This window comes from Streptomyces sp. NBC_00448 (assembly GCF_036014115.1).
In the GTDB taxonomy this organism is placed as follows: Bacteria; Actinomycetota; Actinomycetes; order Streptomycetales; family Streptomycetaceae; genus Actinacidiphila.
This window is the reverse complement of the sequence record NZ_CP107913.1, coordinates 3534931-3555731: the sequence shown is the minus strand read 5'-3', so window position 1 is coordinate 3555731 and position 20801 is coordinate 3534931. Positions and strand designations below refer to the sequence as shown.

The 20801-nt window shown below is 74.8% G+C and carries 19 protein-coding genes and 1 tRNA gene; 10 read left to right on the top strand and 10 right to left on the bottom strand.

Translation table 11 applies throughout. The features are described 5' to 3' along the window. Positions 1-23: 23 nt before the first annotated feature. Complete coding sequence (locus OG370_RS14995; RefSeq protein ID WP_328464448.1) at positions 24-866, bottom strand: sulfite exporter TauE/SafE family protein; 843 nt, start codon at positions 864-866, stop codon at positions 24-26. A gap of 102 nt (positions 867-968) precedes the next feature. On the opposite strand from OG370_RS14995, the gene OG370_RS14990 reads away from it, so the two are divergent. Then, entirely contained in the window at positions 969-1763 is a 795-nt protein-coding gene (locus OG370_RS14990) for an AraC family transcriptional regulator (protein ID WP_328464446.1), read from the top strand. A 77-nt stretch (positions 1764-1840) separates the two neighbouring features. On the opposite strand, the gene OG370_RS14985 is transcribed toward OG370_RS14990, so the two are convergent. Further along, positions 1841-3601, bottom strand: a complete 1761-nt coding sequence (locus OG370_RS14985; RefSeq protein ID WP_443060673.1) for a putative bifunctional diguanylate cyclase/phosphodiesterase — start codon at positions 3599-3601, stop codon at positions 1841-1843. 605 nt (positions 3602-4206) lie between these two features. Here OG370_RS14985 and OG370_RS14980 point away from each other — a divergent pair. Next, a complete protein-coding gene (locus OG370_RS14980) occupies positions 4207-5463 on the top strand; it encodes a M6 family metalloprotease domain-containing protein (protein ID WP_328464444.1) in 1257 nt (418 codons plus the stop codon). 2 nt (positions 5464-5465) lie between these two features. Beyond that, a complete protein-coding gene (locus tag OG370_RS14975; RefSeq protein WP_328464443.1) occupies positions 5466-6782 on the top strand; it encodes a M6 family metalloprotease domain-containing protein in 1317 nt (438 codons plus the stop codon). A gap of 68 nt (positions 6783-6850) precedes the next feature. Here the strand turns inward: OG370_RS14975 and OG370_RS14970 are convergent, their stop codons facing one another. The 8 genes from OG370_RS14970 to OG370_RS14935 all read right to left on the bottom strand — a co-directional run bounded on the left by OG370_RS14970 (position 6851) and on the right by OG370_RS14935 (position 14662). Then, positions 6851-7279 (bottom strand): OsmC family peroxiredoxin, encoded by a 429-nt coding sequence (locus OG370_RS14970; protein WP_328464442.1) that lies wholly within the window; start codon positions 7277-7279, stop codon positions 6851-6853. A 210-nt stretch (positions 7280-7489) separates the two neighbouring features. After that, positions 7490-7563 (bottom strand) — tRNA-Lys (locus OG370_RS14965). A 56-nt stretch (positions 7564-7619) separates the two neighbouring features. Beyond that, positions 7620-8201: a bifunctional DNA primase/polymerase gene (locus tag OG370_RS14960; protein ID WP_328464441.1), complete on the bottom strand. Its 582-nt coding sequence runs from the start codon at positions 8199-8201 to the stop codon at positions 7620-7622. Positions 8202-8337: 136 nt separating this feature from the next. Beyond that, positions 8338-8700, bottom strand: a complete 363-nt coding sequence (locus OG370_RS14955) for a hypothetical protein (RefSeq protein WP_328464439.1) — start codon at positions 8698-8700, stop codon at positions 8338-8340. Between the two features lie 350 nt (positions 8701-9050). After that, positions 9051-10331 (bottom strand): AAA family ATPase, encoded by a 1281-nt coding sequence (locus OG370_RS14950; protein WP_328474109.1) that lies wholly within the window; start codon positions 10329-10331, stop codon positions 9051-9053. A 110-nt stretch (positions 10332-10441) separates the two neighbouring features. Beyond that, a complete protein-coding gene (locus OG370_RS14945; protein ID WP_328464437.1) occupies positions 10442-12070 on the bottom strand; it encodes a hypothetical protein in 1629 nt (542 codons plus the stop codon). Beyond that, positions 12067-13341 carry a hypothetical protein gene (locus OG370_RS14940; RefSeq protein ID WP_328464435.1) on the bottom strand — a complete coding sequence of 425 codons (1275 nt, stop codon included), beginning with the start codon at positions 13339-13341 and terminating at the stop codon, positions 12067-12069. Before OG370_RS14940 ends, OG370_RS14945 begins: the two co-directional genes overlap by 4 nt. Positions 13342-13585: 244 nt before the next feature. After that, positions 13586-14662 (bottom strand): phosphatase PAP2 family protein, encoded by a 1077-nt coding sequence (locus tag OG370_RS14935; protein WP_328464433.1) that lies wholly within the window; start codon positions 14660-14662, stop codon positions 13586-13588. Positions 14663-14899: 237 nt separating this feature from the next. Here OG370_RS14935 and OG370_RS14930 point away from each other — a divergent pair, with 237 nt between their 5' ends. The 7 genes from OG370_RS14930 to OG370_RS14900 all read left to right on the top strand — a co-directional run bounded on the left by OG370_RS14930 (position 14900) and on the right by OG370_RS14900 (position 20593). Continuing rightward, entirely contained in the window at positions 14900-15589 is a 690-nt protein-coding gene (locus OG370_RS14930; RefSeq protein WP_328464431.1) for a TetR/AcrR family transcriptional regulator, read from the top strand. A gap of 64 nt (positions 15590-15653) precedes the next feature. Beyond that, the gene (locus OG370_RS14925) at positions 15654-16244 is read left to right on the top strand and encodes a histidine phosphatase family protein (protein ID WP_328474107.1); all 591 of its coding nucleotides are present in this window, start codon (positions 15654-15656) and stop codon (positions 16242-16244) included. A 226-nt stretch (positions 16245-16470) separates the two neighbouring features. Then, positions 16471-16887, top strand: coding sequence for a hypothetical protein (locus tag OG370_RS14920; protein WP_328464429.1), 417 nt, complete (start codon positions 16471-16473; stop codon positions 16885-16887). 115 nt (positions 16888-17002) lie between these two features. Continuing rightward, positions 17003-17857, top strand: a complete 855-nt coding sequence (locus OG370_RS14915; RefSeq protein WP_328464427.1) for a spermidine synthase — start codon at positions 17003-17005, stop codon at positions 17855-17857. A gap of 47 nt (positions 17858-17904) precedes the next feature. Next, positions 17905-18384 carry a hypothetical protein gene (locus tag OG370_RS14910; protein WP_328464425.1) on the top strand — a complete coding sequence of 160 codons (480 nt, stop codon included), beginning with the start codon at positions 17905-17907 and terminating at the stop codon, positions 18382-18384. Between the two features lie 147 nt (positions 18385-18531). Next, the gene (locus OG370_RS14905; RefSeq protein WP_328464423.1) at positions 18532-19224 is read left to right on the top strand and encodes a response regulator transcription factor; all 693 of its coding nucleotides are present in this window, start codon (positions 18532-18534) and stop codon (positions 19222-19224) included. Between the two features lie 25 nt (positions 19225-19249). Next, complete coding sequence (locus OG370_RS14900) at positions 19250-20593, top strand: sensor histidine kinase (protein ID WP_328464421.1); 1344 nt, start codon at positions 19250-19252, stop codon at positions 20591-20593. The last annotated feature ends 208 nt before the right edge of the window (positions 20594-20801 follow it).

Sequence of the window (20801 nt, the reverse complement as noted above, 5' to 3'; positions counted from 1 at the left end):
GCCCCGCCCACCTCGCCTCCGCGTCACACCCCCATCGTCACCATCACGATCAGGACGACCAGCAGCAGCGCCACGTACGCGGCCGAGTGCACCCGGTCCGGGACGCGGCCGGCGACCCGCCGCACCACCGCGATGGTGGGCAGGGAGCCGGCGAGCAGGGCGGCGCCCGCCGCGAGGTCGACGTAGCCGAGCCGGCCCGCGCCGGCGGACGCGGCCGGGCCGGACGTGGAGGTGAGCACGGGCGCGAGCGCGTAGACGAGGGTGCCGGTCAGGGCGACGGGCACGCTGAGCGGGTTGGCCATGGCGGTCGCCTCGGCCATCGGCAGGCCCCGGCGCCGCAGCAGCGGGACCGTCATGACGCTGCCGCCCACCCCCAGGCCCGCGGCCACCAGCCCGATCCCGATGCCGCCGAAGGTGGTGGTGCCGCGGTCCAGCGGCTTCGGCCGTCCCCGGGGTGCCACCGAGAGGAAGCCCTTCCGCAGCAGGCTGTCGGCGATCGTCACCAGGAGGTAGCCGGCGAAGAGCAACCGCAGCGCGGTGCCGCCGATCAGCGTGGCGGCCAGCGAGCCCGCGGCGGCGCCGACCGCGATGAACGCCGCCAGCGGCCAGACGTACTCGGCGCGCAGCCGCTCCTGCCGCCACTGCGCGAGCGCCGCGACCGAGGCGTTGACGACCATGACCGCCGCCGAGGTCGCCACGGCGACGTGCATGGCGTCCTGCGTCCCCGGCCGCGCGGTGACGGTCAGGACGCCGTAGACGACCGGGACCGTGATGAACCCGCCGCCGAAGCCGAAGAGCACCGTCGTGACGCCGGTCAGGCAGCCGAAGAGGACCAGGGTGAGGAAGGAGGTCAGGGAGGGAAGCACGCATACGACGCTAGGGATCACCCGCGGTGGCGGGCAATCGATGGTTCGCCATCTTCCTACGCGCAGCAGACAGCACCGGCGCTTCCGCGTAGCCTCGTGCGCATGCGCAATGTCCCGCTCGCGGAGGTGGACACCCTCGATCGCGCGGTGCTGGCGATCGGCACCGACTACCCGCACGACCACCTGCTCGGCTGGCACGAGCACCGCCGCGCCCAGGTGCTGTACGCGGCGACCGGCGTGATGCGGGTCGAGGCCGCGGACGGCAACTGGACGGTGCCCACCGCCCGTGCCGTGCTGATCCCGCCGATGACCAGGCACCAGGTCGAGATGACGGGCGTCAGCACCCGCAGCCTCTACATCGAACCGGCCGCGGTGCCCTGGTTCCCCGCGCGCTGCCGGGCCGTGGACGTCTCCGACCTGCTGCGGGCGCTCCTGCTCGCGGCCGTCGACATGGAGCCGCGGTACCCCGAGCACAGCCGGGACGAGGCGGTGGTCGCCCTCATCCTGCACGAACTGAAGGACCTCTCCCCGCTGCCCCTGGACGTGCCGCTGCCCGCCGACCCCCGGCTGCGCGGCCTGTGCGAGGCGTTCCTGCGGCAGCCGGACATCCACGACCCGCCCGCCCGCTGGTGCGCCCGGCTCAACGTCAGCGAACGCACGCTCGCCCGCCACTTCCGCCGCGGCACCGGCCTGAGCTTCTCGCAGTGGCGGCAACGCGCCTGCATCCTGCACTCGTTGCCGCACCTCGCCGCGGGCACCCCCGTGACGCGCGTCGCCGCCCTGCTGGGTTACGACAACCCCGCCGCGTACACCGCCGCGTTCGGCAAGCTCCTCGGCCGCCCGCCGACCGCGTACGCGGACCCGCCCTCCGCGCAGGCGAACCCGCCGACGTCGTAGGCGAATCCACCTCCCGCGCACGCGAACCCGCCTACCGGGTCGGCTAATCCGCCTACCGCGTACGCGGACTCCCTTGCTCAGCCCAGCAGTTGGGAGATGGAGGCGGCGGCCACCGGGCGGGAGTAGTGCCAGCCCTGCCCCGTGTCGCAGCCGATCCGCCGCAGCCGCTCGGCCTGGTCCGCGTTCTCGACGCACTCCGCGGTGACCGTGAGCCCGAGGCGGTGGGCGAGGTCGACCAGCGCCTCGACGATGGTCTCGTCGGCGGGGTTGGGGTGTTCCGCGGACCGGAAGCCCTGCACGAAGGAGCCGTCGAGCTTGAGGGTGGAGACGGGCAGCCGGCTCATGTAGGCGAGGTTGGAGTAGCCGGTGCCGAAGTCGTCGATGGCGATGCGCACCCCCATCTCGTGGAGAGCGTGCAGGGCCTGGAGGGGCCGGCCGGCACTGCCCATGACCGCGGACTCGGTGAGTTCGAGCTGGAGCAGGCGGGCCGGCAGCCCGGTCTCGTGCAGGATCGCGGCCACGTCGGCGACCAGGTCGGAGTCCCAGACCTGGCGGACCGCGACATTGACGCTGACCACCAGGGGCGTGCCGGGCCGCTCCCGCTGCCAGGCGCGGGCCTGGCGGCAGGACTCGGCGAGCACCCAGCGGCCGAGCTGCACGATCGAGCCGTCCTCCTCCGCCAGGCCGATGAAGCGGTTGGGTGCGAGCCGCCCGAAGTGCGGGTGCTCCCAGCGGACCAGCGCCTCCACACCGCGCACCTCGCCGGTGTCCAGGGCGACCAGCGGCTGGTAGTCGAGCACGAACTCGCCCCGCTCGACGGCCTGCCGCAGCGTGCTGGACAGCGACTGGCGGGTCATCCGGTGCTCGTTGCGCTCCGGGTCGAAGAGTGTCCAGCGGCCCTTGCCGTCGTCCTTCGCCCAGTACAGCGTGGTGTCGGCGGCCTGCATCAGCCCGGTGGGGGTGGTGCCCTGGGCCTCCCGCTCGACCACGCCGATGCTCGCGGAGACCGCCAGCCGGTGCCCGGAGACGTCGAACGGCCGCTGGAACGCGTCGAGTACGGCCTCGGCGAGCGCGGTCGCCTGCCCGGTGCCGGTGGAGTCCCGGAGCAGCAGCGCGAACTCGTCGCCGCCCAGCCGGGCCGCGAGGTGGCCGCCGGGCCCGGCGCAGGCCAGCAGCCGGTCGGCCACCGCGGCGAGCAGCTCGTCGCCGACGCGGTGCCCGAGCGTGTCGTTGACCGCCTTGAAGCCGTCCAGGTCGAGGTAACACAGCCCGATCCGGCCGGTGCCGCGCTCCGGGGCGCGCGCGAAGGCGTCCGCCAGCCGTTCGAAGAACAGCGCCCGGTTGGGCAGCCGCGTCACCGCGTCGTGCATCCGCAGATGCCGCAACTGCCGCCGCAGCGACTCGCGTTCGCTGACGTCCTCGACGGTCAGCAGCAGCGCGCGGCTGTCGGTGCGGGCCAGGGACAGCTCGGCGCGCAGGTCGGTGCCGTCGGCCCGGGTGAGCCTGCGGGTGCAGCGCAGCCGGCGCCGGCTGCCGGTGAGGACGTCGTCGAAGGCGGTGCCGGCGTGCGGGTCGCCGGTGAGGCCGAGCAGCACGCGCGCGTCCGCCGACACCATCCGCTCCAGCGGCACGCCCAGCAGCCGGCCCAGCGCGGCGTTCGCCGCGAGCACGCCGCCGTCGGGGCCCAGCAGCGCCATCGCCGACCGGGCCACCGCGAAGGCGGCGCGGTAGTCGGTCGGCTCCGCGGCGTACGAGGACCGGCGCAGCCGATCACTGCGCGTGATCGTGGCTGCTGTGCTGTCGGGCTCGACGCCGGGGCCGCCCGCGGGTCCGCCCATGGACTGCTCCCTGTTCGCACTTCCGTCACTCGCGATCATATGGGCTGGCGGAGTTGGTGATCCAGCGCCGCTCTGGTGATTTCCCGCACGGATGCCACCCAGGCGACCGTTTCTGCGCGTGCGGGTCGAGCAAGTGAACGCTCTCCGCACATCATGACGCAGCGTAGTCACCCGGAGGAGTGGTGTCGCGGCCGGCGCAGGCGCTCACCCCCGTCCGATCGGCCGCGCCGGTCGTACGTTTTCGCGCCCCGCGCCCCCGCGGCCACTCACGCGTTCCGGGCCCTGCCGCGCACGCGCGCCACCGCCCGCCGCTGACGCGATCCGGGCCCCGTTGCCCGCGTGTTCCGGCCCCTGTCGCCCGCGCGCTCCGGGCCCGTGCCACCCGGGCGGTCGTACGGCCCCTCAGCTGCGCCGCCGCGCCACTCCGGCGGCAACCCGCACGGAGCATCCGAAACCGACAAACCGCCACAATCCATAGCAATGTGGGGAAAGTCCCGGACCGAATCCCGAACCTCCCGGAGGTCCTTGTGCGGCGGTCAGACCTCGCGTCAGACAACCCGGCGGACGGTACCCCCGGAACGGGCGCCGTCCCCCGGTCGCCGGGCGTGCCGTCCGGCGCGCGGCACCGGGTCCTGCGGGCGTTCGCCGCCGCGTTCGCCGGCTTCTCCGCGCTCGTCGCGTGGACCTTGATGACCGGTCCGGCCGCCGGCGCCACCGAGAGCAGCGCGTGCCTGCTGCCGCGCACCACCGTGCACCACTCCGAGGGGGTCGACGGCTGGGACGGCGACTACGCCCGCCCGGTCGGCGACGTCAAGGCGCTGATGGTCTTCCTGTCCTTCCCCGGCACCGACCCGCAGCTGACCCCCGCGCAGGTCGCCGCCGACCACTACCCGGCCACCGGCCGGTTCTGGGCCAACGCCTCCTACGGCCAGTTCCGGCTGCACCTGCACGCCGAGACCCGCTGGCTGCGGATGCCCCACCCGGCGACGGACTACCTGATCAGCCGGAACTGGGACGCGGCCGACCGCGACGCCTACCTGCGCGACGCGATCGCCACCGCCGACCCGTCGGTGGACTTCGCCGGCTACGACGTGATCTACCTCGTCGCCGACCCGGACGCGCCCGGCGTCGACTCCGACGCCACCAAGGTGGTGAACCTCGCCGCCCCGATCGCCGTCGACGGCAACCCGATCCGCCGCATGGTGACCGTCTTCGAGCACCACCCACCGGACCGCAACGTGCTCGCCCACGAGACCGGCCACATCTTCGACCTGCCCGACCTGTACTACCAGCCGCCGCCCGGCAGCAACGCCGACTGGGACACCCACGTCGGCGACTGGGACCTGATGGGCAGCCAGTTCGGGCTGGCCCCCGACCCCTTCGCCTGGCACAAGTGGCGGTTGGGCTGGCTCAGACCGGACCAGGTCGGCTGCATCGTCGGCATCGGCACCACCTACCACGACCTCAGCCCCGACGAGACGCCCGGCGGCACCAAGCTCCTGGTGGTGCGTACCGGTGAGGACACCGCGCTGGCGATGGAGGCCCGCACCCGTACCGGCAACGACCGCGCCTCCTGCAGCGAGGGCGTCCTGCTCTACGACGTGCGCTCCGACCGCGAGTCCGGCGACGGGCCGATCGACGTGATCGACGGCCATCCGGGGCACTCCGCGTGCCCGGCCACCTCCGTCTACCCGCCGCTGGCCGACGCGCCGCTGGGCGTCGGCGAGTCGTACACGGTGCCCGGCGGCAGCACCCAGGTCACCGTCCTCGGCCGGCAGACCGACGGCACCTGGTCGGTCCGGGTCACCGAGGCCGCCACCCAGGCCACCAACCAGCCGTCCGGCGTCGGCACGGTGGACTGACGATGGCCGGCCGCTTCCGTTTCGGCGCCCGGGACCCCTCCCGTCCCCGCGCCCGCTCCGGCACGCAGACCAGGACCGGCGCCCGCTCACGCCCCGGCATACGCGCCGCCGCCCTCGCCGCCTGCGGCCTGCTCGCGGTCGGGTCCACGGTGATCGCCGAGCCCCGGCTGGTCGGCTCCAACGCCGCGCCGCCGCCCGCGAGCCGCCCCTGCGCGCTGCGCGCCAAACCCGGCGTCGCCATGTCGGAGGGCTTCCCGCCGCACCCCTACCACGGCAGCGACGAGGAGTTCGCCCCCTCCACCGGCAAGGTCCGCGCGCTCACCCTGCTGATCGACTTCCCCGACGCCAAGGCCCCCTACAGCGCCCGCGAGCGGTACTCCGAGTTCTTCCCGGCGGTCAAGCAGTGGTACTCCACCGCTTCCTACGGCCGGCTCGACTACCGGTCCACCCCGGTGCTGCGCTGGATACGCATGCCGCGGCCCTTCTCCGCGTACGGGATCGGCCGCGGCTACGGCTGGGACGCGCACACCGAGATGATGCGGGACCTGATCAAGGCCGCCGGCACGAGCGTGGACTTCCGCGGCTACGACATCGTCAACATCCTCGTCACCCCCAACGCCGGGCCGCCGGCCGACCAGGCGGTGCTCTCCGTGACCTGGACCGGCGCCTCGGCCGCCACCACCGACGACGGCACCCACCTGGACAAGGTCTCGCTGATCTACGGCCACGACCAGTCCGGCTTCCGCGTCCTGGCGCACGAGAACGGCCACGCGCTCGGCCTGCCCGACCTCTACTCCGCCGACGACTTCCCGCGCACCGACCGTCTCGCCGGCCAGTGGGACACCATGTCGCTGGACTGGGGGCTGCAGGGCGACCTGCTCGCCTGGCACAAGTGGAAGCTCGGCTGGATCGACGACCGGCAGATCGACTGCGTCACCACCGCCGGCACCCGCACGTACAAGCTGCGGCCGATCGAGGTGCCCGGCGGCGGGAAGGCGGTGGTCATACCGTTCGGCGACACCACGGCGTACGTCCTGGAGTTGCGCGAGCCGCTGGGCAACGACAAGGACGCCTGCCGCAAGGGGATACTCGCCTACCGGGTGCGCACCGACGTCGACTCCGGGAAGGGCCCGGTCACCGTCGAGGACGCCCATCCGCTCACCGGCGCCTGCGACTTCAGCAGCGCGTCGTTCAACTCGCTCAACGACGCGCCCTTCACCCCCGGCGAGGGGTGGACCGACACGGCGGACGGCTTCGACTTCAAGGTGCTCTCACCGGACGCGGCGGGTGACTGGCGGGTGCGGGTCACCCGCCGCTGAACCGGGCCGATCGGCGGACCGGCCGACCGCGGGAACGCGGGGCCGGCCGACGCCGATCGGGAGGGCGATCAGGAGAGCAGTTCGGCCTCAAGGGTGATGTTCACGCCCGCGAGCGCCTTGCTGACCGGGCAGTTCGCCTTCGCGTCCTGCGCGGCGGCCTCGAACGCCTCGGCGGTCAGGCCCGGGACGCGCGCCTTCACCGCGAGGGTGATCCCGGTGATGCCCTCACCCGGCTGGAACGTGACGTTCGCCACGGTCTGGACGGTCTCGGGCGGGGTGCCCGCGCCCGCCAGGCCGTGCGAGAGCGCCATGGAGTAGCAGGAGGAGTGGGCGGCGGCGATCAGCTCCTCGGGGCTGGTCTTGCCGTTCGCGGCCTCGGCGCGCGACGGCCACGACACCTCGTACGTGCCCACGCCAGAGGTGTCCAGCGAGACCGTCCCGGCGCCGCCCATCAGCGGGCCCTTCCACTGGGTCGTCGCGGTACGAGTGGTTGCCATGGTGAAGCCTCCAAGAGTACGAACCGGCAGGCGGCTCGCGCCGCCGTAGGAACGCTACCTCGCGGCGGGGCGGGCGGGGGCGAAGGCACCGGTGCGCACGAGGAGTTCGCGCGGCGTTCGGGCATCCGGTGCGGCGAGAGGTCCGGCTCCCCGGGGTATCGGGGCACGACGAAGGCCCTCCGCTTCCGCGAAGGGCCTTCGTCTCTCAGGTGCGCCGCCAGGGACTCGAACCCCGGACCCGCTGATTAAGAGTCAGCTGCTCTAACCAACTGAGCTAGCGGCGCCTGCTGACGTCGTAGACATTAGCACCCGCTCCAGCAGGGTGTGAAATCGATGGACGTCAGCCCGTCACGGGTGTGCTGACCAGCGGCGGAGCCGGCGGCACCGGCCGTGGCCGGTCCTGCCGGACCGCCCTGACACAGGCCCACAGCAGCACGTCCGCGCCGGGCAGCCAGGGCTTGCGGGTGTCCGGCGCGACCACCCAGCGGGAGCGGCCGGTCTCGGGGCGCGGACCGCGCCCGCCGGCGGGCGCGCAGTCGTAGAGCGGCGGCACCGTCACCGCGTCGCCGCGGCCGTGGCAGAGCAGCGGCGGCACCCGCCGGCCCCACTCCTCCCACTCCAGCAGCGCGGGCAGCCGGTGGGCGGTGCCGGGCGCGGCCAGCACCAGCACCCGGCCGCGGTGCACGGCGGCGGGGCCGCTGCCGGGGCCCGCCGACCATAACTGCTCCAGCACCCGCCGCCCGAAGAGCAACGGCAGGTTGACCACGTCGAAGGCGGTGCCGCACGGCAGTACGCTCGGCGCGGCCGGGCGGGCCGCCCACAGCGCCTGGACGCTGCGCGGGAAGGCGCTGGCGGAGGCGAGCCACTCGGCGCCCGCCGAGGTGACGTACGCGGTGTGGTGCTGACGCTGGATCTCGTCCATGGCAGATAGATCTACCGACTGCATGCTTGCCCCCCGGGAGAAACCGGAGAAAGCGGGACAGGGGCGGCGCGGGGGAGTACCTTGCCCCGCCGGGGAAGCGGTCGGGGGTGCGGTCGGCGGCAGGGCAGGGGTGCGGCTACGGGGTGGCGCCGCCGCCCTTGATCAGGCCCTCGCCGTACTCGACCATCTTCTTCGCGTAGTCCTCGGTCCATCCGGCCCGCTCGGCGAGCTTCGCGAACGTCAGCCGGTCGAAGCGGCGCGGGTCCGCGAGTTGGGCCGCCGCCATCGCCTGGAAGTCCGTGGCGCGGTCGGCCGCGGCGCGGAAGGCCACCGCCAGTTCGGTGGCCCGCTCCAGCAACTCCCGCGGGTCGTCCATCGACTCCAGGTCGAAGAACCGGTCCGCCCCCTCCTCCGGCGCCGCCCCCGGCTCGAACAGCAGCGGAACGGGCCGTTTCGGCCGATCCCGGCCCGGCCGGTCCGCCTGTGGCGGCTGGCTCATCTCCCTACCTCCCAAGCTCGGCAACCCTTCCATTGTCCCGCACCCGCCCTCCGCCCTCCCGGGCCGCCGGCGCAGGCAAGGTCTTGGTGATGAGGGTGCGGAGCCCGAGGCGGGCGGCGTCGTGGTCGTGGCGGGCGTGCCAGGCGAGGCCCGCGGGGACGGGCGGGGTGGGGCCGGCGGGTTTGGCGCGCCACGTCCTTGGCCGAGCGCGCCGTTCCCCGCGCCCCTTGGGGGTCGCGGTCCTTCCGCGGAGGAGCCGCACCCACCCAGGGGCGCGGGGAACGGCGCGAGAACCCCCCACCGGCAGGTGGTCCCTCGACCGGCGGAACGCACCACCCCGGAGGGTCCAGCTAGCCCCGCCAGGACACGCGGTGCTCCGCGAGGTGGGCCAGGACCGAGTGGTTGGCCTCCCAGCCGTCGGGGAACTTGACGGTGACGCCGAGCCGGACCGGCTCGGAGGAGGGGTGCTCGTCGAGCAGGTCGGCCACCCCGGCCCGGCAGACGACGATGCAGGCGTGCCGGTGCCGGGACGCCAGCACGCACAACCGCCCGGTCTCGAGGTGGAACGCGGTGGCGTCGGGACGCCCGGACAGCGGGTGCAGGACGACCGTGACGTCGAACTCCCGCCCCTGGAGCCGGTTGGCGGTGTCCACCGCGACCCCGCAGACCCCGAGGGCCGTGAGCGCGGCGCGCACCGCGGCGGCCTGGTCGCGGTGGGCGGTGCCGACCGCGATCCGCTCGGCGGTGAGCGGCGCGGGGTCCGGGTCGGGCGCGGAGTACGTGAGCCCGCCGCGGTCGAGCAGGCGGCGGACGAGCAGCGCGACCGCCCGTACGGCCTCGGGGTCGGTCCGCGGGGTGTGCCGGGCGGGCAGCTCCAGCAGACCCCAGCCGCTCTCCGCGGCCTCGTCCAGGGTGCGGTCGAGCCCGCCGCCGTCGCCGCGCACACCGAAGCCGAGCCGCCGGTCGCCGGACCCGGTGCCGCTGCGGAACGGCGTGTACGGATAGAACGCCCGCGACACCAGCGGAGCGGCGGACGCGGGCAGCCGCCAGGACACCGGCAGCCGGTGCTGCGGCAGGCCGGGGTTGTGCGCGAGCAGCGTCACCACCGCGCTCGCCGACGGGTCCCAGCTCAGCCCGGCCCACTGCTCCGCGCCCACCACGCTGAACGGGTCGAGCTGGCCCGGATCACCCACGAACAGGGCGCGTTCGAAGAGCCCGGCGACCTGGAGCAACGCGTCCGACCGCATCTGGTACGCCTCGTCCACGATGGCGTGCCGCCACGGCTCGACGTCCTTGACGTACGCCCACTTGGCCGCGGTCGCGATCACCACCGCGCGGTCCCGCAACTCGGCGACGGAGGTGGACTTCGCCAGGGACGGGTGGCGGTCGAGCGCGGGGTCGGGCGGCGAGTCGGTGCCGTGCAGCCGGCCCACCGGCAGGTCGGGGTCGGCCGTGGCCAGCCGGTCGGCGAGGTCGTCGACCTGGGCGTTGGTCTGCGCCACGATCATCAACGACTCGCCCGCCGCGGCCAGTTCGCGCGCCGCGCGCACCACGAGCGTGGACTTGCCCGCACCCGGCGGCGAGTCCACGACGACTCCCCGCGCGGTGCCGCGCAGGGTGCTCGCGAGGATCGCCGAGGTCGCCTCGGCGGCGGCCCGGCCCGGGTCGAACGGCTCGTCCGCGCCCTGCGGGCCGTACGCCCCGCCGGCGGCGGCCGTGCCGGGGCTTCGCACGGGCTGGGTCACAGGTAGTCCTCCGCGGTCACGGGGTCGGGGGCGGTCGGGGCGGGCTCCGAGCCGGGCGGGCCGCCGTGCGTCCACGGGGTCTGCTCCGCGTCGGGGAGGGCCGGGCCGCTTCTCGGGTCGTGCTCGAACAGCGTGAAGGTGACCGTGTCGCCAGGGGCCGGCACCGAGCCCTCCCGCGGGGTGCGGCCACTGCCCATGCCGCCGGTCAGCTTCACCCGCACGCTCCACGCGGGGCTGTCCGCGGCAGCGCCGTCGGGGGTGCCGGCGGTGGCACGGAGGTCGTCGGTGCCGTCGGTGTCCGGGTCCCCCGCCGTACGCACCTCCAGCGCCGTACGCACCTCCAGCAGTTCCGCCCCCTGCGCCGACTTCGCGTCCGGAAGCGCGCGGTACGCCTTCGCGCCCGGCTCGGCCTGCGGCAGGTCGTCGGTGGCGATCGTGAGGAGGGGCCGGGGCATGGGGCGGCGGCCCTCGGACCAGGTCATCTCGACCTCGACGACCGTGCCGGTGAACGCCTCGCCGGACAGCCGTCGCGCCGCCATGGCGAGGGGGTCGTCCAGCGCTTCCTGGGCGGCGAGCCGGGCCTGCGCGGTCTCCCGCCCGGCGAGCTTCTGGGCCGCGGCGATCGCGTCGTCCCGCTTCGGCTGCGGCGGCTCGCCCGCGCCGACCCGGTCGCGGTGCCCGGTGAACGACCAGCGGTCCCGCTTCCACCGCTCCTCGACGTGCGCGCCCTCGGGCAGGGCCCGCAGCAGGTCGAGGCCGCGCCACATGTCGTCCCAGGTGGGGCGGAGCTGGGAGGCGACCAGATCCCGTATCCCCGCCTCGGCGGCGGCTCGCTCGGGCGCGGTGCGGGCCTTGTCGTAGCGGGCCTGGGCGGGGGCGAGGACGCGGTTGTCGAAGACCGGGTCGGTGGCCGGGCCGGCCGGGGGGCTGAGCAGCAGGCCGTCGGGGGCGCGGCCGGTCTGGGCGCGGGCCGCGGCGGTGGGCCCGTCGAGGCCGGGAGGCGGGTCGATCCAGCCGAGCAGGGCACCCAGGTGCTGGTCCTCCATGGCGCTCTGGCCGGTGGCCCAGTGCCGGGTGAGCAGGTCGGTCATGGCGAGCAGCAGGCCGCTGCCGGGGGTGCGGGCACGCTCGGCGTAGTGGGTGAGCCAGCGGCCCAGCAGCGGTACGGGGACCGGTACCGGGTGCGGGGCGTCCGGGTCCTCGACGGTGCGCAGGAAGCGGGTGGAGCGGCCGACCAGCCGGACGTATTCCAGGGCGGCGCCGTTGGGCACGACGACCTGGAGGGCGTCCGCGCACAGCTCGGTCTCCTCGCGGTTGCGGGTGGCCGGCTCGACCTCCACCTCGTCGCAGTAGGAGGCCAGCGCGCGGAGCAGCTCACCGGCGAGCCCGGCGAAGAAGCCGAACCGCAGCTCGCGGTCGAGCGGTTGCGGCACCACCAGCAGGGCGGGCGCGTCCCGGTCGGTGCCGATCATCGCGCCCAGCGGCGCGCCCGCCTCGCCCGCGGTGGTCAGCGGCACCAGCACCAGCGGCCGGCCGGAGAGGTGGCAGTGGCGTACGGTCGCCGCCGGGACGGCCCGCCGGGCGGAGACCGCCTCGGCGCGGGCGAGGGTGTGCAGCACGCTCACGCCGGGCCTCCCGGCGTACGTACGGTGCCGGCGCCAGGCTGCTCGGCGGCGGCGGTCGGCGCGCGTGGCGCGGGCGGTTGGGCCGGAGCCTGGGCCGGGACCTGAGCGGCGGTGCGGGCGGTGGCGTCGTCGCCGGCCGGGCCGGGCGCGGCCTCCGCCGCGGCGGACATCGCCTCCCCGCGCAGCGCGGCGGCCCGGCGCAGGGCGGCGACCGCCGGGTCCCGCGGGTCGCCCGCGCGGCCGTGCGCGGCGGCGAGCACCGCCTCGACGGTGGTGAGGTCGCCGAGTTCGCCGCGCAGCGAACGGCCCAGGGCCTCGACCCTGCCCGCCGCGCGCGACCGGTCCCGGCAGTGGAAGGCCAGCTCGCAGGTGGACAGGCACTCGGGGGCGTACGCGGCGGGGACGGTGTCCACGGCGGCGGCCAGCTCGGCCCGCGGCCGGGTCGGGGTGCGGCCGTCGGGCGTGTACGACAGGTCGAAGGTGGTGCCCTCCGGCAGCAGGTCGGTGATGTCCGAGATCCGGGTGAGCCGGGTGAGCTGGCGGCGGGTGACGGCGAGCTGCTTGCGGATGTCGACCCGGTCGGCGGTGGGCAGGTTGGAGAAGTCCTTGGGGCAGACCAGCAGGATGTCGGCGCGGGTCCGGCCGGGGTCGACGGCGTCCAACGCGAGTACGTAGACCGCCGACTGCCGGGCCGCCGCGCCGACCTTCATCGCGTCGGCGCCGCCGTCCAGGATCGGGAAGGACTTGATCTCGACCACGGTCCAGGTGCCGTCGGGCGCGATCACCACCGCGTCGGGTTCGAGGTGGACCGTGGAGCCCGCGACGTCCAGGGCGAGCAGCGGGTGGTCGAGCAGGGTCCATTCGCCCGGTACGGCATCGGCCAGCGCCATCCGGGTCCTGGCCACCCGCCCCTCGGGCCCCGGCGCCGACAGGTCGGGCAGCGCCGCCTTGCCCTCGGAGCCGAGCAGCCGCAGCAGTTCGGCGCAGCCGTCGGCCTTGACCCGCGCCTCGAAGGCGTGGCCGCGGGAGAAGGCGAACCGGGACTGGCCGAACCGGGCGGGGGAGCCGAGCGCTTCGGCGACCGCGCCCTTGTCCACCCCGGCGGCGTCCATCACCGCGCGGCGCTTGCAGCCGGGGTTGGCGGCGAGCGCGGCCAGCGCCCGCGCGTCCATCGGACGGGATGCGGTGGTGGGGCCGCGCAGGACGGCCAGCCGCTCCCGCAGGGAGTGCGTAGTGCTCACCCGGGAGAGTGTGGCATCCGGCAGTGACAACCGGGCCCAGGCCGTGTTGTGGAAGTCCCGCCTGCCCCGTGGCGCCTGGTACGCGCGCTCGCTGCGTTGTAGGGCTTGTCCGAGTAGGCCCACTACGAGGGCAACCCTCCGCCTTGCGATCTGGGGGCACCCCCACGCCGAAGGCTGTGGGGGAGCACCAGACGCCACGGGCCCCGCCCTTCGGGCGAACGGCGCTACTTCCAAAACACGGCCCAAGCGACCCGGAACGCACCCTCCGGGCGGGTCAGTTGCGCGCGGCCGGTTCGCCGTCGGGCAGGGGCGCGGTGCCGCTGCGGTCGTCGGGAGCCGGGGCCGGGCGTGGCACGGACGGCGCGGCAGCGGGGTCCGCGCTCTCCGCCGCCGGTTCGCCGCCCGAGGGGTCGGCGGATGCCGCTCCCGTGATACCCGTCGTATCGGACGGGGCGCCGGCGGAAGCGGTCGACCCGGCCGGCGCGGCCACGGCAGCCGCCGTACCCGCGACAGCGCCCGGAGCCGCATCCGCACACGCATCGGCGGCGTCCTCGCCCCGGGCCGCGGCCGGCCGCCCGAAGCCGTACCGCGCGTACAGCGCGTCCACCATCCGCAGCCCCGGCTTGGCCAGCAGGAAGCCGATGCCCATCACCAGCACGCCCGCGGCGGCGTCCAGCAGGTAGTGGTTGGCGGTGCCCATCACCACGAACGCGGTCATCAGCGGGTAGATCACGCCGAGGGTGCGCACCGTCCAGTGCCGCCCGTAGCGGAAGAGCATGATCCCGCACCACAGCGACCAGCCGACGTGCAGGCTCGGCATCGCCGCGTACTGGTTGGTGAGGTCGCCCATGCCCCGCGGCGCGCTCGCCTCGCCGCCCCACCAGCCGTAGGAGCCGTACTGCGCCATGGTGTCGATGAAGCCGTGGTGGCCGGTGAGCAGCCGGGGCGGCGCGGTGGGCATCAGGGTGAAGCCGATCAGCCCGATCAGGGTGGACAGCATCAGCCAGGTGCGGGCCACCCGGTAGTGGGTGGGGCGGCGGCGCCACAGCCAGACCAGGACCGTCGGCGTGACGATGTAGTGCAGCGACGCGTACGCGAAGTCGGCCGGCACGCCGAGGAAGGCGTGGTCGGTGAAGAGCCGGTTGAACCAGCGCTCCGGGTCGATGTGCACGATCTGCTCGAAGTGCAGGATGTCGGCGCCGTGCTGCACGGCGCTGCTCACGTCGCCCCGCACCAGCAGCCGCGCTCCGGAGTAGAGCGCGTAGACCACGGCGATGAGCGGAAGTTCGGTCCACCAGCGCAGCCTGCCGCGGTAGGCAGCGGCGCGCGGCGCAGTGGCGGTGATCGTCATCCGGACGTCTCTCCAGGTTCTCCGTTGGCCGCGGGTCCGGCGGTCTGGTCGGTGGCGTAGGCTCAACCGTACGCCGTACGTTACGTGCGGCGCACATCGCCCCCGAAGTTTCGCAGATACCCCGAGTTCGTACGGTGTTCAGCCCGGTTGTGCAGGGTAAGGACACCGCGAAGGACGCCCCGGTTCCGCTCCCGGGTTGCCTGCCGCGAGGTACGAAGGACGAGAACAGAGATTCCGATGTCGGTATCCCCGTCGGCCCAGCCGCTCCGCTCCCCACGGCGCCGCGCACCCCGTAACACGCTCAACCCGGATCGTATCCTTGATGCCGCCATCGCTCTGCTCGATCGGGACGGCGCCGAGGCTTTCACCATGCGCGCGCTCGCCGAGCAGTTGGGCGTCGCCACGATGGCCGTCTACTCGCACTTCCGCGGCAAGGACGAGATCAGTGACGCCGTCGCCCAGCGCCTGCTGGACACCGTGGAGCTGCCGAGCGCCTGCGGCGCCCACCCGGACCGCGAGCTGCGCGAGGTCTGCCTCGGCGTCTACCGGCTCTTCACCGAGCACCCCTCGGCGCTCCAGCTCCTCACCACCCGCTCCACCCGGGGCGACGACGCGATCGCCGTGATCGACCGGATGCTCGCGCTGCTGCGCGGGTCGGGGCTGTCGCCGCAGGCCGCGGTGCGCGCGCATGTGGCGCTGATGCAGTACACCGTGGGCTCCGCGCTGTGGAGCACCCGGCGCGCCCGGGTGCTGTGCGAGGAGGGCGCCCGCGAGCGGGTCCGGGCCAAGCTGGACGCCCTCCCGGCCGAGCGCTACCCCGCGCTGGCCTCGCTGGTCCCCGAGCTGCTGTGCGCGCAGGAGGACGCCGGGGCGCAGTACGAATGGGGGCTCGACCAGCTGCTGCGAGGGCTGCTCGCCGAGGTCTGACGGCGGTGGGCGATGATGGAGGCGTTTCGGCCCGGTCCGCGAAAGGTCCTTCGGTATGGCAGTGGTGGCGCCGCGTATTCTCCTGGTCCGGCACGGGCAGACGGAGTGGTCCCGCACCGGGCGGCACACCGGCCGCACCGACATCCCGCTCACCGAGGAGGGCCGGCGTACCGCGCTGCTGCTCGGTGAACGCCTCGCCCGCGCCCCCTGGAACGGCCTGCCCGGCGCCGAGGTGCGCACCTCGCCGTTGCTGCGCGCCGCCGGCACCGCCGACCTGGCCGGGTTCGGCCGGGCCAAGGAGTGGGACGCCCTGCTCGAATGGGACTACGGGCAGTACGAAGGGCTGACGCCCGCGCAGCTCCAGGAGCTGCGGCCCGGCTTCCACATCTGGCGGGACGGGGTGCCCGGCGGGGAGAGCCTGGCCGCGGTCGCCGAACGCGCGGACGAGGTGATCGGGTGGGCCCGGTCCGCGCCGCGTGACGTGCTGGTCTTCGCGCACGGCCACTTCCTGCGCGTCCTGGGCGCGCGGTGGCTCGGCTTCGACCCGGCCTTCGCGGCCGCGCTGCGCCTCGACCCGGCCTCGCTGTCGGTCCTCGGCTGGGCCTACGGCGCGCCGGCGATCGAGCGCTGGAACGATTCGGCGCACCTCGAGTAGCCCGCGGGCAGCGGCGGCCTCCCGGTGACCGCGGCGGTGGCGTTCCCCGCGGCCTCGGCAGCTCCCCGGTGGCCCTCGCCCGCAGGCCCCCGGCACCCCCGAACAGGGGGGCGGCGTGGGGATTCGCCAGGCAACGCCACCCCTGGCGACGGCCCCCCGGTACCACGGATGCCGTTGTACCAAGTGGGAGCCGATCACGTCGGTTTCCCCTTGGAGGGAGGTTGCCGTGGAGAAGAGCAGTGCTTCGGGCCACAGCCCCGAACCGAGCGTGCCCCCGGCGCGGGAGGTGGTGACCGTGCCGTCCAGGCAGGGTCTGGAGGCCGTGGACCTGCTCCGGTTGAGCACGGGCGTGGGGCCGGTGTTCCATGACCGCGTCGGGGACAGCCTGGCGTTCCTGGTCCCGCTGGGCACCGCGGACCGCTGGGACCTGCCCGGCAGCCAGTGTCACCGTACGGGCGGCGACCTGACCCCCTGCGGCAGCGGCTGGGTGGTCCCGCCGCACACCGACCGGGCGGTGACGGACCCGGCGGTGCTGCGGGAGGCGCTGGGCGTGGCCGCACGGACCATCGAGCTGGTCGACGGGTTCGCACAGCAGGCGCAGCACCAGCCGCAGCACCACCAGCCGCCGACGTCGGCGTCGTGAGGTGGCGTGACGCCGACGTGAGGTCGGCCGCGTCCTGAGCGCGGGATACGGCGCCGTGTCCGTGGCCGGGTGGACCGCGAAAGGCGACGGCAGTGTCGTCGTCGATAATCGGACCATGGCACGTCATCGGCGCGGCACCGAGGAGCCCCGCACCACACCCGTGGGCGGGGGCCTCGCCGAGCTGCGCCCGGACCGCGAGCGGCCGCAGGCGTGGACCCTGCTGGTGGGCGGCGCCCCGCAGTCCCATGTGGACCTCGCCGACCCGGCCCACCTCGACTTCGCCTACCAGCGCAGGCTCGGCCATGTCATCGACCTCGCCGCGCCCCCCGGCCGCCCGCTGCGGGTGGTGCACCTCGGCGGCGGCGCGCTCACCCTCGCCCGCTATACCGCGCACACCCGGCCGCGGTCGACCCAGCAGGTCGTCGAGCTCGACACCGCGCTCACCGAGCTGGTCCGGGCCGAACTCCCGTGGGACCGCACCTGGCGGATCAAGGTACGCGGCGGCGACGCGCGGGAGGGCCTGGCGAAGGTCCCCGACGGCTGGGCCGACCTGCTGATCGCCGACGTCTTCGCGGCCGCCCGCACCCCCGCGCACCTCACCAGCGCCGAGTTCCTCGCCGACGTCCGCCGCGCCCTCGACCCCCAGGGCCTCTATGCCGCCAACCTCACCGACGGCGGCGCGCTCGCCTTCCTGCGCGGCCAAGTAGCCACCGCACAGGCGGCGTTCGCCGAGACCGCGCTCGCCGCCGACCCGGCGGTGCTGCGCGGCAAGCGCTTCGGCAACGCGATCCTCCTCGCCGCCGACCGCCCCCTGCCCGTCGCCGAACTCACCCGTCGCGTCGCCACCGACCCCCACCCCGGCCGCGTCGAACACGGCCGCGCCCTCGCCGACTTCACCGCCGGCGCCCCCGTCGTCACCGACACCACGGCCACCGCCTCCCCGCCGCCCCCCGCCCACGTCTTCGACTGACATCCATCGGAGCATCCCGGCCGGCCCGTCCAGGGCAGGATGGGGGCGTGCGCAGAGGGGCACTGCACGTCGGCGTCTGGGCAGTGGCTACCGCGGTGGCGGTCGCCATGTCCTGGTTCGGCGTGCGCTCGGTGCTCCGCGGCACCGCCTACGACCCCCCGCGCACCCTCCCGATCCCCGCGGCGAGCAGCGGCCCCCCACCCGGCATCTCCAGCGCCGTCCACCGCCCCAAACCCCCACCCCACCCCACCACTTCACGCCCCCCCGCCTCCCCCCGCCCCACCGGCGACCCCGCCGACGTCCACAGCTACACCGTCGCCGGCGGCCAGGTCGTCCTCGACCTCGGCCCCACCTCCGCCTCCCTCGTCTCCGCAACTCCCGACCCCAACTGGAAGATGCAACTCTGGACCACCCAACCCGGCTGGCTCCGCGTCACCTTCACCTCCCCCTCCACCTCCACCGCCTCCACCCTCCTCTGCACCTGGAACGGCCACCCCCCCACAGTCCAGACCTACAAGGACGGCTGACCGACCAAGCCCGCGCGGCGTTTGAGCGCAAAAGTGACGCGCGCACGTCCACCACCGCCAGCCCGCGCGGCGTTTGAGCGCAGACAGGCTCCCCCGGGCAAGCAACCCCGGCTCTTCCCGCGGAGCGAATTCGCTAGGTTCGGCTCCATGGCAACAGTCCTCGTCGTCGAAGACGACCAGTTCGTGCGGTCCGCCCTCATCCGGCACCTCGGCGACGCCGGGCACACCGTGCGCAGCGTCGGCACCGCGCTGGAGGCGCTGCGCGAGGTGGCGCAGGTCGGCTTCGACGTGGTGATCCTCGATCTGGGGCTGCCGGACCTGGACGGCTCCGAGGCACTGAAGATGCTGCGCGGGCTGAGCGACGTACCCGTGATCGTGGCGACCGCGCGGGACGACGAGGCCGAGATCGTACGGCTGTTGAACGCCGGTGCCGACGACTACCTGGTGAAGCCGTTCTCCGTGGAGCACCTGTCGGCGCGGCTGGCGGCGGTGCTGCGGCGGGCGCGCGGCGGGGCGTCGGGGGAGCCGGCCGGGGGCGGGCGGATCAGGGTCGGCGGCCTCGAGATCGACGTACGGCGCCGGCTGGCGTTGCTGGACGGCGGCCAACTCGACCTCACCCGAAGGGAGTTCGACCTGCTGGCGTTCCTGGCGGCCCGCCCGGGCGTGGTGGTGCCGCGCCGCGAGCTGCTCGCGGAGGTGTGGCGGCAGTCGTACGGCGACGACCAGACCATCGACGTGCACCTGTCGTGGCTGCGCCGCAAGCTCGGCGAGACCGCGGCCCGGCCGCGCTACCTGCACACGCTGCGCGGGGTCGGCGTCAAGCTGGAGCCGCCGGCGTGACCGGTATACGGAGGGCGGCCCGGCGATGAGATGGGCGCTGATACGGGTGTCGGTGGCGGTCACCGCGATGGTGGTGCTCGCCTTCGCGGTGCCGCTCGGCCTGGTGGTCAAGGAACTGGCCAGGGACCGGGCGCTGACCAACGCCGAACGGCAGGCCGCCGCCGTGGCGCCGGCGCTGGCCATCACCACCGACCGCACCGAACTCGCCCGGGCCGTCGCCACCGCCCAGGCCGGCGGCGAGAACCGGATCGCGCTGCGCATCCCCGCCACCGCGCACTCGGCGGCGGTCGACCTCGGCCGGCACCGCGCCCCGCGGGCCGCGCTCGACGACGCGTCGGCGCACGGCGAGGCCGCGACCGTACGGGTGGCCGGCGGATACGCCCTGCTGCGGCCGACCGCGGTCGGGACCGGCACGATCGCGGTCGTCGAGGTGTTCGTGCCCGAGGCCGACGTCACCCGGGGAGTGGCCACCGCGTGGCTGGTGCTCGGCGCCGTCGGACTGGGCCTGATCGCGGGTTCCGTGGTGGTCGCGGACCGGCTCGGCAGCCGTACGATCCGGCCCGCGGTACGGCTGGCGGGCGCCGCGCGCCGGCTCGGCGAGGGGGACCTCGCGGTCCGGGTGCCGGAGGCGGGGCCGGACGAACTGCGGTCGGCCGCAGCCGCGTTCAACGCGATGGCCGACCAGGTCGTCCAACTCCTCGCCAACGAAAGGGAACTCGCGGCCGACCTCTCGCACCGGCTGCGTACCCCGCTGACCGTGCTGCGGCTCAACACCGCTTCCCTCGGGGAGAGTCCGGCCGCCGAGCACACCCGCGCGGCCGTCGCCCAACTCGAACGCGAGGTGGACCAGATCATCCGTTCCGCGCGCGAGCAGCGGTCCGGCCCGGCGGTGCCCGCGGGGTGCGACGCGGCCGAGGTGGTGCGCGAGCGGATGGCGTTCTGGTCCGCGCTCGCGGAGGACGAGAACCGCGAGGTGCGCACGGCCGGCGCCGACCGGCCGGTACGGGTGCCGGTCGCCCGGGCGGACCTCGCCGCCGCGCTCGACGCGATGCTCGGCAACGTCTTCCGGCACACCCCGGAGGGGACGGCCTTCGCCGTGGACGTGCACGAGTTCGACGGCGCGGTGATCCTGCTCGTCTCCGACGCCGGCGCCGGCGTCGCCGACCCCGCCGCCGCGCTCCGGCGCGGCCACGGCGACGGCGGTCCCGGGTCCACCGGGCTCGGGCTCGACATCGTGCGCCGGGTCGCCGAGTCCACCGGAGGGGACCTCGCCATCGGCCGCGGCGTCCTCGGCGGCACCGAACTCCGTATCCGCCTCGCCCGCACCCTCCCCACCCCTGCCCCTCGCCCCACCCACCGCCGCGGCTAGGGCCTGTCGTGCGGGTCTCCGCGGCGTCGCGTCGCCCGGCACGCACATCTCCGCGTTCTCGTCGGTCGCCGACTCCCCCCCCACAGCCTGGGGGGTGGGGGCACCCTCACCGCGTCGACTCCCTCCTCCGCCTTGCGGCTTGGGGGTACCTCCACGCCGCAGGCCGTGGGGGACCACCGGACACCGCTCCTTCACCCGCGGAGATTCG

Bases quoted from the DNA above. Each gene is read 5' to 3' on its own strand.
- OG370_RS14930 (WP_328464431.1), top strand. From the start codon at position 14,900: ATGTCGGTATCCCCGTCGGCCCAGCCGCTCCGCTCCCCACGGCGCCGC.
- OG370_RS14900 (WP_328464421.1), top strand. From the start codon at position 19,250: ATGAGATGGGCGCTGATACGGGTGTCGGTGGCGGTCACCGCGATGGTG.
- OG370_RS14935 (WP_328464433.1), bottom strand. From the start codon at position 14,662: ATGACGATCACCGCCACTGCGCCGCGCGCCGCTGCCTACCGCGGCAGG.
- OG370_RS14905 (WP_328464423.1), top strand. From the start codon at position 18,532: ATGGCAACAGTCCTCGTCGTCGAAGACGACCAGTTCGTGCGGTCCGCC.
- OG370_RS14915 (WP_328464427.1), top strand. From the start codon at position 17,003: ATGGCACGTCATCGGCGCGGCACCGAGGAGCCCCGCACCACACCCGTG.
- OG370_RS14975 (WP_328464443.1), top strand. From the start codon at position 5,466: ATGGCCGGCCGCTTCCGTTTCGGCGCCCGGGACCCCTCCCGTCCCCGC.
- OG370_RS14985 (WP_443060673.1), bottom strand. From the start codon at position 3,601: ATGGGCGGACCCGCGGGCGGCCCCGGCGTCGAGCCCGACAGCACAGCA.
- OG370_RS14955 (WP_328464439.1), bottom strand. From the start codon at position 8,700: ATGAGCCAGCCGCCACAGGCGGACCGGCCGGGCCGGGATCGGCCGAAA.
- OG370_RS14960 (WP_328464441.1), bottom strand. From the start codon at position 8,201: ATGGACGAGATCCAGCGTCAGCACCACACCGCGTACGTCACCTCGGCG.
- OG370_RS14970 (WP_328464442.1), bottom strand. From the start codon at position 7,279: ATGGCAACCACTCGTACCGCGACGACCCAGTGGAAGGGCCCGCTGATG.
- OG370_RS14990 (WP_328464446.1), top strand. From the start codon at position 969: ATGCGCAATGTCCCGCTCGCGGAGGTGGACACCCTCGATCGCGCGGTG.